The organism is Stutzerimonas stutzeri (assembly GCF_002890915.1).
In the GTDB taxonomy this organism is placed as follows: Bacteria; Pseudomonadota; Gammaproteobacteria; order Pseudomonadales; family Pseudomonadaceae; genus Stutzerimonas; species Stutzerimonas stutzeri_AF.
On sequence record NZ_POUT01000024.1, the window covers coordinates 1 to 13,281 of the forward strand.

Genomic DNA, 13,281 nt, shown 5'->3' on the forward strand with positions numbered 1-13,281 from the left:
TCGTATAACTGAACAGCTCGTTTTGTTTGAGGTCGAGTCCACGCATCGGCTTGGGCTGGCTTCGGCAGAAGAGGATGGCCGCCATTTTGCCAGAGCCACGCGGGCTCTGGCTTTTTTCAACGGCCTGTTAGAAGTTGCTGCAGTCGGTGCCTTGGCGCAGGTAGGTGGTTTCGCGGGTTTCGCCGTTGGAATCGACGTAGGTCATCTTGGCCTCGACCACTTCACAGCCGCCGGCGGGAACCTCCAGTGAAACCACCTGCGCGATATCCAGGCGGTCACCATAGCGGTACGGAGTCGGTTCGTCCGCGGCGGACGCCCATTGTGCGCAGAGCGCCAGGCTGGCGATCCAGATCAGTTTGTTCATCATGACCTCCACAACGCCTGCGGAGCGTGGCGCCTGGGGCGCCCGGCCGGAGGCTCGAAAGCGGCGCCCGCATGGCTGGCAGGCACCAGGGAATAAACGAGGCTGCCACGAGGGGGAGCAGCCAGAAGGTGACAAGGCATGCGGTCGAAGGAGCGGCCGACCGGATGCCGGAGCGGAACTGACCCACTGCTCATTGCCACTGAATAAAGTGTAGGACGGCCCGGCAACGTGAAAAACAGCGCTGGCGGTGACGAACCTTTACCGGCGGCGCAACAATCCACTCAGGCCCAGTGTTCGGGGTTTTGCAGGACCTCGTGGTAATTGCGAAAGGCCCGGGGCAGCTCCCGCTGGAGGAATTCCACCCAGGTCTTGATCTTCGCGTCGAGAAAGCGCCTCGAAGGGTAGAGCGCATGGATGGTCTTCTCCTGCAGGCGGAACTGCGGCAGCAACCGCACCAGGCTGCCCCGCTGCAATGCCGGTGCGGCGACGTAATCGGGCAGCAGGCATATGCCCATGCCAGCCTCGGCGGCGCTGGCCATGGCCTCGGCGACGTTGACCCTGAAGGTTTCGCCGGGACGGATCGTTTCGTCGACGCCGTCAGCGAGGAAATGCCAGTCGTCGACGAACACCGGATCGGCCAGCCGCAGGCAGCGGTGCCGATGCAGTGCGGACGGTGTTCGCGGGGTGCCGTGCTGCTGCAGGTAGGCCGGTGCGGCGCAGACCACGCTGAACACCGTGCCCAACCGCTGGGCGATCAGCTCGGAATCGGGCAGCTCGCGAGACAGGGTGATGATGACGTCCAGGTTCGCTTCGAGCAGATCCGGCTGGCATTGCGACAGCGCCAGGTCCAGGCTGACCTGCGGATAGCGTTCGTTGTAGCGCCCGGCCAGGCCGGACAGCAGTTGGATGCCCAGGCCGGTAGTCGAATGCACGCGCAAGCGCCCCCGCGGCGTCAGGTGCGCACCGCTTGCTTCCAGCCGCGCCAACTCCACCTGCGTGAGGATCTCCCGGCACTGCTCGAGAAATCGTGCTCCGGCCTCGGTGAGTGCGAGGCGCCGCGTGGTACGGTGCAGCAGCCGGGCCTGCAGGTGGTTTTCCAGTTCCGCGACCAGCCGGGAAACCTGCGCCGTGGACATGGCCGACTCCACCGCCGCCGCGGTGAAGCTACCGGCATCGACCACCCGCACGAATACCCGCATCGCTTGCAGCATGTCCATCTATCGTTACCTCTCGGGTCATGATGCGCCGGCCAGTGTACGCCGGGCCGGCAACACCGTTCAGTGTTCCCGCTGCGGCGAGGCTCCACGAGCGCTGCCTTGCCAGCCGCCGCCGAGGGCGAGGAACAGGTCCACCTGGTCCTGCGACAGCCGTGCCTGGGAAGCCGCCAGTGCCGCTTCGGCGGAGGCCAGGGTGCGTTCGGCATCCAGGCTGTCGAGATAGGCCAGGCGACCTTCCTGATACAGCAGCCGCGTATGGTCCGCAGCGAGGTGGGCGGCCTCGCGCGCATCGTGCAACGCCTGGCTGCGTTGCAGGTCGTGGGCATAGCGACTGAGCAGGGTCTGGGTTTCGCGCAGCGCCTCGAGCACCGTGCCGTCGAAGCGGGCAAGCGCCGCATCGGCCCCGGCCTGCATGGCACGCACCCGCGCGCGGTCGACTCTGGTCGGGAAGTGCCAGGCGATGGCCGGGCCGAATGCCCAGCGCCGGGTTACCGGATCGCCGATGTGTTCGAGCATGCCGGTGAAGCCCGCCGAGGCGCCGAGATTGATTTGCGGGTACATCATCGCGGTGGCAACCCCGATGTCCGCCGTGGCCGCGGCGAGCATGCGCTCGGCGGCGCGAATGTCCGGGCGGCGCTTGAGCAGGGCGGCGCCATCGCCGACCGGAATCGGTTGCTCCAGCTGCGGCGCGCGGCTGCAGGCGGCGACCGACTCCGGCAGGTCGCCAGGGGTACGGGCGAGCAGGGCCGCAAGCTGATACAGCGCGGCCGATCTCTTTGCCTCGAAGGGCGGCAGTTCGGCGCGCAAGGTCTCGACCTGGGCCTGCGCGCGGGCCACGTCCACTTCATTACCGCGCCCCGCGCCGAGTAGACGCTCGGCCACGTCCAGCTGCCGCTCCTGGATCGCCAGCGAGCGTGCGGCAATCGTCAGTTCGTTGTGGGCATGACACGCCTGGGCATAGTTGCGCACCACCTGCGCGACCACAGTGATGCGCGCGGCATCCAGCGCCGCCGCGCTGGCATCGGCGTTGGCGCCGGCGGCTTCGGCGGCACGCCTGAGCTTGCCGAACAGGTCGAGCTGATAGCCGACGGCGAGTCCCGCATCGGCGAGGTTCATCACCGGCAGTTTCTCCTGCAGGGCCAGCGCCTCGCTGGACAGCTGGCCGCGTGCGAGCGAGCCATTGCCGCCGAGCTCGATCTCCTGGGCGTGATGCGCCATCTGGAAGCCTTCGTAGGCACGACGCAGGTTGTGATAGGCCAGGCGCACATCGGTATTGTGAGCCAGCGCCTCGCGCACCAGGCGCTCGAGCAGGGGGTCGTCATACAGCTGCCACCAGTCGTCGGGCAGCGGCGCCTGTTCGACCCAGGCGTTGCCGGCCAGGTCGAACGGCGCCTGCGCCTCGGCGCGCCGGATCGCGGCATCGTTGGGCAGGCGATAGTCGGGGCCGACCGGGGCACAGGCCGCGAGTACGCCGGCCAGGACGAGCAGCGGTATATGAAGGTAGCGGCTCATGGCGTGGCCGGCTTCGTTGCGGCGGCAGGCCAGGGCAGGACCGACAGCGTTGCGGTGCGCCCGACGATCAGGCGGATGTCGGTCTGCTGGCCATCGTCGAGCACCACCCGCACCGGAATCCGCTGGGCCAGGCGTACCCAGTTGAAGCTGGGATCGATGTTGGGCAGCAGCGACTTGCCGCGCGCGCGATCGCGATCCTCGATACCGGCGGCGATGCTCTGCACATGGCCACGCAGGTGCTGGGATTCGCCCATTACCCTGATTTCCACCGGCTGGCCGATGTCGATGGCGTGCAGCTTGGTCTCCTCGAAGTAGCCTTCGACACGCAGCGAGCGGGTATCGACGATCGACAGCACCGGCGTACCGGTCTTCACGTAGTCGCCGACGCGCATGGTCTGGTCGCTGAGATAGCCGTCCACCGGGCTGCGCACGGTGGTGCGTTCGAGGTTCAGGCGGGCCACGCCGAGGGCCGCCTCGGCAGTGGCCAGTGCGGCTTCGGCGCGTTTGACCCGGGTGTCGCCGATCTCCACGGTCTCGGCGGCGATCAGGTCCTTCAGCACGCGGTTGCGTTTGGCCTCGCGCCGCGCCTGCTCCAGCTGGGCCTGGCGCTCCAGCAACGCGGCCCGGGCTTCGGCGACCGCGAGCTCGAAGCGTGCCCGGTCGATCACGAACAGCACCTGGCCATGCTCGACCTTCTGGTTGTCACGTACGTGCAGTTCGGTCACCAGCCCGGAAACGTCGGGCGCGACCTGGATGATGTCGGCGTGCACATGGCCGTCGCGCGTCCACGGTGCCTCCATGTAGTAGTCCCACAGGTGCAGGCTGACGACGACGGCGATGGCTACGGCCAGCAGGGTCAGCACCACGGAGCCGGCGGCGGGTATCCATTTATTCACGATTCACATCCGGGGCATGAGGTTGGACAGGGCGCCGAGCAGCAGAACGTACAGGGCGAGGTTGAACAGCGGCGGATGCCAGACCCAGCGATAGAAGCCCAGGTACTCCAGGAGCATGCCGAGCAGGCCCTTGAGCAGGTAGGCGGCGAGCATCAGCACCAGCAGCAGGGGTACGTAAACGCCGTAGAGATTCAGGTGTCCGGTCATATGCCAGCTCCGGCGGGTTCGAGGCCTGCGCCTGGCGGCAGCGGTCGTACGGTTGACGGGTTATCGGGAAACAGTGCCAGGCGCAGGCCGTGCACGGCCAGGCGCGCCTTGCCGGCAACGCGCTCGGGGCGCCCCTGCAGGTACGCCAGGCAGTCGTCCAGCTGGCGCCGCAGGCTGTCCGGCGCAGCTGGCGGATGGTGGCTTCGGGCACAGACCTGGAAATATTCGCGTGCCGCCAGCAGGGCGGGTTGCAACGGCACCCTGACCGCCGGCGGCAGTCGCAGTCGCTTGAGCTCCAGCAGGCGGAAGCACAGGCGCAGTTCGCGGGTGGCGTCGCGCAGCGCCAGGCCCCGATCACCCAGCTGGCCGAGACGCGGCAGTAGTTGCGCGGTGCGGTCGATGACGTCGGAGGCAGCCTCGGCATGATCGCCGGCGTTCTTCGCCACCACCAGGCGCGCAAGGCTCAGCCAACCGGCACGGGCCAGCCGACGCGCCGCCCAGTGCATGCCGAATGGCCGGGTCAGCCGCGCCCAGACCAGCGCGAAGATCACGCCCAGGGTGGTGGACAGGGCAATATCGGCGAACAGCGGAAAATCGGCCCGGTAACTGTCCTGGATGGTGATGTTGGAAATGGTCTGTACCGCCAGCACGATCACCGTGCCGGCATACTGCGGCCGCCCGGCGAGGGTGCCGAGCAGCAACAGGGGCCCGGCCAGCAGCGCGGCCAGGCTGCCGAAGTCGTGCACGTTGGGCATCAGCGCGAACAGGTAGATCCCCCCGGCCACCGACGAGATCACCGTGGCCACCAGGAAGGACTTGATGAACGGCGCCGGATTATCCTGCCCGGCGAAGAAACAGCCGGCCACAGCGGCGATGAATACGGCGCTATAGCCATGTTCCCAGCCGGAAACGAACCACAACAGGCTGATGCAGAGAATCGAGACCGCCACCGAGCCGGCCGAGATGGCGAGCAGCCCGTAGTCGTAATGCCGTGGCCCGCCGATCAGTTGCCGCACGCGGTAGTGCAGCGCTGGCGTCCGCTCCGGATGGCCCGTGGCGAACGCCTGGCGCAGGTTCAGACAATCCTGCCAGAGGTCGATCAACGCTCGTAGATGCGCCAGGCCGCCGGCGATCGTCAGGGCATGCTCGGGATGGGTATCGCCGAGCCAGGTCTCCAGCTGCCGGCTGCGCAGCTGCAAGTGGCGAGCGCTGAACTGCGCGGCGTCGCCCTGGATCCAGCCATCGACGAGCTGCAGATGCTCTTCCAGCTCCGGCAGCATTCCGCCCGATTCGCGCTGCAGGCGGCGCAGCGAATCGCCGACGGACATCAGCTGCGGGGTCAGCATCGCCATGCGCGCACGAAATTCGCGGGCATGGCGCGCGGGCAGGGCGCTGCGGCTGTCGTAGCCGAGGTGGACGATCATCCCGTCCAGGCCCATCACATCCAGCAGCAGCCGATGCAGCTCGCCATGCTCGGCGTCGCCGAGGTGGCGGGTCGCGAGCAGGCGGCCGATCGCAGCACGGCCATCGCGCAGCAGCATGTCCATCCGCACCCCGAGCACCGGCGCGATGCGGCTGGGAAACAGCACGGCATTGACCAGGCTGGCGCAGACGATGCCCAGGAGAATTTCCTCGGAGCGCGCCAGCGCCACGTCGAAGATGGTTTGCGGATGGTTCACTTCGCTGAGGCTGATCAGCGGCACCGTGTAGGCGGCCAGCATGAAGATATAGCTGCGCGGGCTGCGGTCGAGCAGCGAGAGGAAGAGCAGGCCGCCGACCCACAGCGCCATGGCAATGCTGAGCATCACCGGCTGGTGGGCGAATAGCGGTAGCAGCACTACCGATGCGGCCGCCCCGGACAGGGTGCCCAGGGCACGATAGATCGCCTTCGACCGGGTCGCCCCGGACAGGGGGTGGGATACGATATAGACCGAGGCCATTGCCCAGTAGGGGTTGTCCAGCGGAATCGCCAAGGCGATATAGAGCGCAAGCAGGGCGGCAATCAGCGCTTTGGCGGAAAACAGCCACTCACGCCAGGTCGGCATGTTCATAGGTTTTTCGTTTTTTCGAATTTTTCGAACGCCATGCCGAAGGCGGGAAAACTGCAAAAGGCGGCACGGCTGCATCACAAGTTGTTACATTTAACGCGAAAATGATGTGACGATTCGAACAAGCATCAGGACGATTCGATCAATCAGACAATCACGTCAAGGGCACGATGAAACGCATCCCCAATTACGCGCTGTACGGCGAAAACGCGTTGCCGGCCTGGCACGATCTGCTGCACTTCGAATGGATCAACGAACGCAGCGAGCTGCACAAGCAGGAGATCAAGCCGCATCAGCACGACTCGCTGCTGCAGGTGGTGTACATCCGCAGCGGCGAAGGCGAGGTTTCGCTGGAGAACAGCCGCATGACCTACCGCGCGCCGAGCCTGGTATTGCTGCCGTGCCGCACGGTGCACGCCTTCAAGAACAGCCACGACACCAACGGCACGGTGATCACCGCGGCGCAGCGCCCGCTGGAATCCATGGCGCGCATCGTCTCCCACGAACTGCTGGGGCTGATGCGCCGCCCCAGCGTGTTCGCGCTGCCCTGGCAGGCCGATGGCAGCGAGCCGATCTGGCCGCTGATCATGCTCATCCAGCAAGAGGCCAACAGCCATGAGCGCGGCAGCGTGGCCGCCGGGCATGCCTTGCTGCTCGCGTTGCTGGTGCATATTGCGCGACTGGGCCAGCCTGCTGCCATGCCGCGTGCGGGCAATCCGCGGCGTTCGGCATTGCTGGGCCAGTTCCGCGAACTGGTGGACGAGCATTTCCGCCGGCACTGGCCGCTGGGACGTTACGCGGAGTCGCTCGGCATCACGTCAACCACGCTGGGGCGAATCTGCCGTGACGAGCTGGGCGAGCCGCCGACGGCGATCATCAACGAACGCATCGTCCGCGAGGCCCAGCGACAACTGGCGTACACGGAGCTGGAGATCAAGCAGATCGCCCATGAGCTGGGCTTCGCCGACAGCGCCTATTTCAGCCGTTTTTTCCGCAAGCAGGCCGGACTCAAGCCCCGTGAATTCCGCCTGGCTTTCCAGCAGGCCCTGCCAGTTGATAGGGTCTGTTGACGTTTCATCGCGAGCCGCGTTGCAGCGTCAAATAGCGCCATGGCCGGGCGGCGTTCCGCAGGCGCGGGACGTAGGTAATGGTGGTCCCTTGCCAAGTCCCGCAACGCCGCATGGCGCTATTTGACGCGCAACCCTTCGGGCCGGGCCTGTTTTTGCGCGATGCGGTGTTACTCGCCGTTCGTTTGGGCCCACCAAACTTCACGGCTCGTGCCTTGCCTCGCGCAAAAACAGGTGCCGGCGCGGCCGTGAATGAAACGTCAACAGACCCTAGAGTGATCCTGTCGCGGATGGCGCCATGGCGGAGCCGGCCGTCACTTGGTTGCGGCGTTTTTCGAGAGCCGTCCGTCTGAGGATAGAGTGCATACGAAACGGAGGGGCCCGATGGACAATGTTGACCTCGACGTGCTGCGCACGGTGCTGGCCTGGCGACGTGCGGGCAGGGCGGTCAGGCTGTACACCGTGGTACAGACCTGGGGCAGTGCGCCACGCCAGCCCGGTTCGATGCTCGCCCTGCGCGACGATGGCGTGGTGATCGGTTCGGTATCCGGCGGCTGCATCGAGGATGACCTGATCCGGCGCCAGGCCGCGGGCCTGCCCGACGAACAGGGCGCGGTCAGGCTGATCAGCTACGGCGTGAGCCGCGAAGAGGCGGCGCGATTCGGGCTGCCCTGCGGCGGGACATTGCGGCTGGTCGAAGAGCGGATCGTGGACAGCGACTGGGTCGAGACGCTGGTGGCGCGCTGTGCGCAACAACTGCTCAGCGTTCGCCAGCTTGACATCGCATCCGGGCGCAGCAGGCTGGGCGAGGCCGGGCCAGAGGATGCATTCGCCTTCGATGGCAGCACCCTGCGCACCGTCTATGGCCCGCGTTGGCGGATGATGTTGATCGGGGCAGGGCAGGTTTCGCGCTACGCGGCGGAGATCGCTCTGTTGCTGGGGTTCGAGGTGCTGGTCTGCGACCCGCGTAGCGAATTTTCCGCAGAATGGGACGATGGCCGCGTGACCTTCGTGGCCGGCATGCCGGACGACGCCGTGCTCGACATCCATCCGGACGCGCGTACCGCCATCGTGACCCTCACGCATGATCCTCGGCTGGACGACATGGCGCTGTTGGCCGCACTGAAATCCGAGGCCTTCTACGTCGGCGCCCTGGGCTCGAAGCAGACCACCGAGCGCCGGCGCGGCTACCTGAGCGAACTCGGCCTGTCGCCGGATGAGATCGGCCGCTTGCACGGGCCGATCGGCCTCCACATCGGCAGTCATGCGCCCGCCGAGATAGCCCTGTCATTGATGGCCCAGGTGGTGGCGCTGAAGAACGGCGTAGCGATCTGACACCGAAAGTGCAGACGATGTGCCGGGGGCGTTCACCATTCCCTTCTATAGTGATTGGCTGAAGCTTCGATAGCACCCCGTTCAATCGGAGGCAGCACTTCATGATCACGCTCAATATCAATGGCCAGGAGAAGTCCGTCGACGTCGCACCCGACACGCCGCTGCTGTGGGTACTGCGCGATACGTTGCAGCTCACGGGGACCAAGTACGGATGTGGCATGTCGCTGTGCGGGGCCTGCACCGTGCATATGAACGGACAGGCGGTGCGCTCCTGTAGCACGCCGGTTTCCGCGGTAGCCGAGGCGAAGGTCGTCACCATCGAAGGCGTCGGCGAGGGCGCGGCAGGCAAGGCGGTGCAGCAGGCCTGGCAGGCACTCGATGTCGTGCAATGCGGCTATTGCCAGTCCGGGCAGATCATGAGCGCTACCGCCTTGCTGGAGGGCAACCGCTCGCCCTCGGACAGCGATATCGACCAGGCGATGGGTGGCAACCTCTGCCGCTGCGCGACCTACGTGCGCATACGCGCCGCCATTCACGAAGCAGCCAGGTCGCTGGCCTGACGCACGAGGTGAACCTATGACCCGGTCCATCGAGAACCACAGCCGCCGGCGTTTCCTGAAGGGCGCGGCAGGCCTGACGCTGGCGATCTACTTTCCCTGGTCCTTCGCGCAGGACGCGCAGAAGCAGGCCGTAAGTGCAACCTTCGAGCCCAACGCCTTTCTGCGGATCGGCGAGGACGACAGCGTCACCGTGATCGCCAAGCACTTGGAAATGGGGCAGGGGACCTATACCGGCCTCGCTACCATCGTCGCCGAGGAGCTGGACGCGGACTGGTCGCAGGTGCGCGTGCAAAGCGCACCCGCCGACGCCAGTCGCTACAACAACCTTCAGTGGGGACCGATGCAGGGCACCGGTGGCAGCAGCGCCATCGCCAATTCCTGGGAACAGCTGCGCCAGGCCGGCGCCACGGCCCGGGCGATGCTGGTGGCCGCCGCGGCGCAGCGTTGGCAGGTGCCGGCGGAATCGATCACGATGGCGGAGGGCGTGCTCCGCCATCCGCCATCGGGCCGGCAGGCGCGCTTCGGCGAGCTGGCCGGCGCTGCCGCCGAGCAGGCGGTGCCGGAGCAGGTGCGGCTCAAGGAGCCGAGCGAATTCAAGCTGATCGGCCAACGCATTGCCCGCAAGGATTCGCCGGAAAAGATCAATGGCAGCGCCATCTATACCCAGGATATTCATCTGCCCGACATGCTGACGGCGGTCGTGGCTCATCCACCGCGATTCGGTGCGCTGGTAGCGTCCTTCGACCCCGCGCCGGCGCTCGCCATCGACGGGGTGGTCGAGGTGGTGGAGATTCCCAACGGCGTGGCGGTGCTCGCCCGCGATACCTGGACGGCCAAGCGCGGGCGTGACGCCCTGAGCGTCGAATGGGATGAGCGCGCAGCGTTCCGCCTGAGCTCGGCGCAAGCGTTCGAGCGGTTTCGCACGCTGGCCGAAACGCCCGGCACGGTTGCCCGAGAGGAGGGGGACAGCGAGGCGGCACTGGACGGTGCCGCGCATACCCTGGAGGCCGAATACGACTTTCCCTATCTCGCGCATGCCGCCATGGAACCGATGAACTGCGTGATCAGGCTCGACAGGGAAGGCTGCGAGGCCTGGTTCGGTGCGCAGATACAAACCTACGACCAGGCAATGCTGGCCGGCCTGTTTGGCCTCGAGCCCGAGCAGGTGCGCATCCATACCCTCTACGCCGGCGGCAGTTTCGGGCGCCGCGCCAGCAAGGGCGCCGATTACATCCTGGAAACCGCACACATCGTCAAGGCCATCGAGGGCCGGGCGCCGGTGAAGCTGGTGTGGCTGCGCGAGGATGACATGCAGGCCGGCAACTACCGCCCCATGTTCCATCACCGCCTGCGCGCCGGCCTGGATGCCCAGGGGCGTCTGGTCGCCTGGCAGCATCGCCTGGTCGGCCAATCCGTCGCCGCCGGTTCGCCGTTCGAGGGCGCGATCCAGAACGGCATCGATGCCACTTCGGTGGAGGGTGCGGCGAACCTGCCGTATGCCATCGCCAACATGCGGGTCGACCTTCATACACCGGAGGATATCGCGGTGCCGGTGCAATGGTGGCGGGCGGTGGGCTCCACGCATACCGCATTCTCCACCGAATGCTTCATCGACGAACTGGCCCAGACAGCCGGCCAGGACCCCATGACCTGGCGCCTGGCCATGCTCGAGGCACATCCGCGTCATGCCGGCGTACTGAAGCTGGCCGCGGAAAAAGCCGGATGGGATCGACCGCTCGAACCGGGCAAGGACGGCGAACGCCGCGGCCGCGGCGTTGCGGTACACGAAGCGTTCGGCTCGTTCGTGGCGCAGGTCGCCGAAGTCACCGTGCAGAGCGATGGCCGCTACCGTGTCGATCGTGTCGTCTGTGCCGTGGATTGCGGCATCGTGGTCAATCCGGACGTAGTACGGGCCCAGACCGAAGGCGGCGTGGGTTTCGCGCTGTCCGCAGCGATGAGCGAAGCCATCACGTTCACCGATGGCAAGGTGGACCAGTCCAACTTCCATGACTACTCGCCACTGCGTATTGCCGACATGCCCGAGGTCGAAGTGCATCTCGTCCCGTCCACGGCCGCGCCAACCGGCATCGGCGAACCCCCGGTCGCACCCTTGGCTCCAGCCCTCGTGAACGCCTTGGCGGCAGCCACCGGCAAACGCGTGCGACGCCTGCCGATCGGCCAACAGTTGGCGAGTTGAGCGGATTGGGGAATGCAGGACGGCGGTTCCGGCTTTCCAGACGCAGGCGTAACGCTGGTTACTGGTTAGATGGGCGCTTCAGGCAGGTTGATTCGTCGACCAACCTGAAGCGCCCGGGGTTGGCCCGTTCGGCTCAGTCGTGACTTCGCATAATATATATTATGTTAAACCAGATGCCATGTCGGAGGTATTGTCTCCCTGGTTTTCTGTCATACGTCAGCTAACTGGAGAATTCCGTCAAGCGTGAGAACTCGAAAAGCCCTTCTAAATCAGTGGCCTGTGCTCCGGTCATTACGTGCAATCAGGGAAAGGCCGGTGTTTTCAGGTAGCGGCCACTGTTACCGAGTTTGCGATTAGATTGGCTTAAATTGACGTCTGTATAGCCGCGATCGGCCTAGAACTCTGCCAGCACGGAACCGTTCAGCTCCTCACGCAGTATTCGCCACTGCGGCATGTGCTGATCAAGCAGCCCGGTAAACCGCTCGTTGTGATGACGCTCCAGAAGGTGCGTCAGCTCGTGTACCAAGATGTACTCCAAGCATTGCACTGGCTTTTTCGCTAGTTCCAGATTCAGCCAGATGCGCCGAGCTTCGATGTTGCACGTACCCCATTTGGTTTTCATACGCTTGATGCCCCAGGCGCTGACCGTAACGCCCAGGATGGATTGCCACTTTTCCAACAGCTCTGGAACGAGTTTTTTCAGCTCCGCACGGTAGAACGCATGGAGAATTTCCTGTTTCTTCTCTGGCGTCGTATCTGGGCGCACAGTTAAAAGCATCGAAGCCTTGCCCCTGAGGGTCAGTCGGGGTGAACCACCCTCCTCTATTACCCTGAGCCGATACCGCTGCCCCAGGAAGTAATGGCTCTCGCCACTGACCATACGGCGTTGGGATTGCCGGGGCTGGGCCTGGAACTTCGCACGCTGACGCTTGATCCAGCCTAGCTTGCCCACCACAGCTAGGCGCACGGCTTCGTCGTCAACCGCCAACGGTGCAGCCACACGCACACGTCCTTGCGGCGGATATACGCCTAGGTGCAGGTTTTTGATCGGCTTACGCACGACCTCCACGGTCAAACCGCTGACCGTGATGCTGCGGGACTCAATACTCATGCTGATGCTTGACCAGTTCCAGCAAGGCATCCAGCCGTTCGTTGTCCTGTCCTGCCGAATAGTCGCCCAAGGCCTCAGCGGCATCTTTGCCCCACTGATCCAGCACATGCTTGATCGCCAGGCGCACGCGTTTGATCTTCATGGCATTACCGCGCCAGTCGTCCTGCCGGCTATCTAGCACGGCGGCATCTACAGCCAATGCCAAGCCTGCATTGTTTCCCAGGTTGTCATACAGCGCCTTGCGAGCAGCACTATTGATCGAGCCAGGATAGTTGGTCGAGCTGGTCGGATTCTTGGCCTGCTGAGCCAGCTTCACCACCTCATCCAGGTATTCCTGGTAGCTGATGGCGTCTTCCTTGCGCTTGGCGATCAGCGCATCGAGAAGCGAAGACATGGTCTCGTAGTACTTCGGGTTGATCGGCGACTCATCGATGATCAGCTTGCGCACGTTGTTCTCGATGGTCTCGGCGACGGCTTCCTGGCTTTCGCGGATGCCCTTGGGCAGCGCTTCCACCGCATCGACACCGCGCTCCACGATCAGCTGGATCAGCGACAGTTCGTCGAAGGCGGAGATCTTCTCGCTGTCGTCGGCACGGATGTAGGTGTCGATCAAAAAGCGCATGTCCGGCTCGTAGGCCTTTAGCAGGCCGTTGAAAAACTCGGCTTCAACTGCCCCAACCCGTCCGGTTTGGCGCTTTTTCAAGCGCTTTGGCCTAACGGAGTCCAAACAAGGCCTGACTTCAGGCCTTTTTGACAGGTTTCAGCAC

At 65.0% G+C, this 13,281-nt stretch carries 12 protein-coding genes; 4 read left to right on the top strand and 8 right to left on the bottom strand.

The features are described 5' to 3' along the window. Window positions 1–127: 127 nt before the first annotated feature. The 6 genes from CXK94_RS21970 to CXK94_RS21995 all read right to left on the bottom strand — a co-directional run bounded on the left by CXK94_RS21970 (window position 128) and on the right by CXK94_RS21995 (window position 6,247). Entirely contained in the window at window positions 128–364 is a 237-nt protein-coding gene (locus CXK94_RS21970; RefSeq protein ID WP_102895865.1) for a DUF2790 domain-containing protein, read from the bottom strand. A 281-nt stretch (window positions 365–645) separates the two neighbouring features. Then, window positions 646–1,581 carry a LysR family transcriptional regulator gene (locus CXK94_RS21975; RefSeq protein WP_102895866.1) on the bottom strand — a complete coding sequence of 312 codons (936 nt, stop codon included), beginning with the start codon at window positions 1,579–1,581 and terminating at the stop codon, window positions 646–648. A 60-nt stretch (window positions 1,582–1,641) separates the two neighbouring features. After that, the gene (locus CXK94_RS21980; RefSeq protein WP_102895867.1) at window positions 1,642–3,093 is read right to left on the bottom strand and encodes an efflux transporter outer membrane subunit; all 1,452 of its coding nucleotides are present in this window, start codon (window positions 3,091–3,093) and stop codon (window positions 1,642–1,644) included. Beyond that, entirely contained in the window at window positions 3,090–3,989 is a 900-nt protein-coding gene (locus tag CXK94_RS21985) for an efflux RND transporter periplasmic adaptor subunit (protein WP_102895868.1), read from the bottom strand. The genes CXK94_RS21980 and CXK94_RS21985 overlap by 4 nt, the downstream gene beginning before the upstream one ends. A gap of 3 nt (window positions 3,990–3,992) precedes the next feature. Continuing rightward, the gene (locus tag CXK94_RS21990) at window positions 3,993–4,196 is read right to left on the bottom strand and encodes a DUF1656 domain-containing protein (RefSeq protein WP_102895869.1); all 204 of its coding nucleotides are present in this window, start codon (window positions 4,194–4,196) and stop codon (window positions 3,993–3,995) included. Then, a complete protein-coding gene (locus tag CXK94_RS21995; RefSeq protein ID WP_102895870.1) occupies window positions 4,193–6,247 on the bottom strand; it encodes an FUSC family protein in 2,055 nt (684 codons plus the stop codon). The genes CXK94_RS21990 and CXK94_RS21995 overlap by 4 nt, the downstream gene beginning before the upstream one ends. A gap of 167 nt (window positions 6,248–6,414) precedes the next feature. Between CXK94_RS21995 and CXK94_RS22000 the strand changes: the two genes are divergently transcribed. The 4 genes from CXK94_RS22000 to CXK94_RS22020 all read left to right on the top strand — a co-directional run bounded on the left by CXK94_RS22000 (window position 6,415) and on the right by CXK94_RS22020 (window position 11,403). Then, window positions 6,415–7,314, top strand: coding sequence for a helix-turn-helix domain-containing protein (locus CXK94_RS22000; RefSeq protein WP_102895871.1), 900 nt, complete (start codon window positions 6,415–6,417; stop codon window positions 7,312–7,314). A 381-nt stretch (window positions 7,315–7,695) separates the two neighbouring features. Beyond that, complete coding sequence (locus CXK94_RS22010; protein ID WP_102895873.1) at window positions 7,696–8,646, top strand: XdhC family protein; 951 nt, start codon at window positions 7,696–7,698, stop codon at window positions 8,644–8,646. Window positions 8,647–8,747: 101 nt separating this feature from the next. Then, the gene (locus CXK94_RS22015; RefSeq protein WP_102895874.1) at window positions 8,748–9,206 is read left to right on the top strand and encodes a (2Fe-2S)-binding protein; all 459 of its coding nucleotides are present in this window, start codon (window positions 8,748–8,750) and stop codon (window positions 9,204–9,206) included. Between the two features lie 16 nt (window positions 9,207–9,222). Next, window positions 9,223–11,403, top strand: coding sequence for a xanthine dehydrogenase family protein molybdopterin-binding subunit (locus CXK94_RS22020; RefSeq protein ID WP_102895875.1), 2,181 nt, complete (start codon window positions 9,223–9,225; stop codon window positions 11,401–11,403). A gap of 394 nt (window positions 11,404–11,797) precedes the next feature. Here the strand turns inward: CXK94_RS22020 and CXK94_RS22025 are convergent, their stop codons facing one another. Continuing rightward, on the bottom strand, window positions 11,798–12,514 hold the full coding sequence (locus CXK94_RS22025; protein WP_102895876.1) for a M48 family metallopeptidase: 717 nt from the start codon (window positions 12,512–12,514) through the stop codon (window positions 11,798–11,800). Continuing rightward, complete coding sequence (locus CXK94_RS22030; protein WP_102895877.1) at window positions 12,504–13,136, bottom strand: hypothetical protein; 633 nt, start codon at window positions 13,134–13,136, stop codon at window positions 12,504–12,506. Before CXK94_RS22030 ends, CXK94_RS22025 begins: the two co-directional genes overlap by 11 nt. Between the last annotated feature and the right edge of the window lie 145 nt (window positions 13,137–13,281).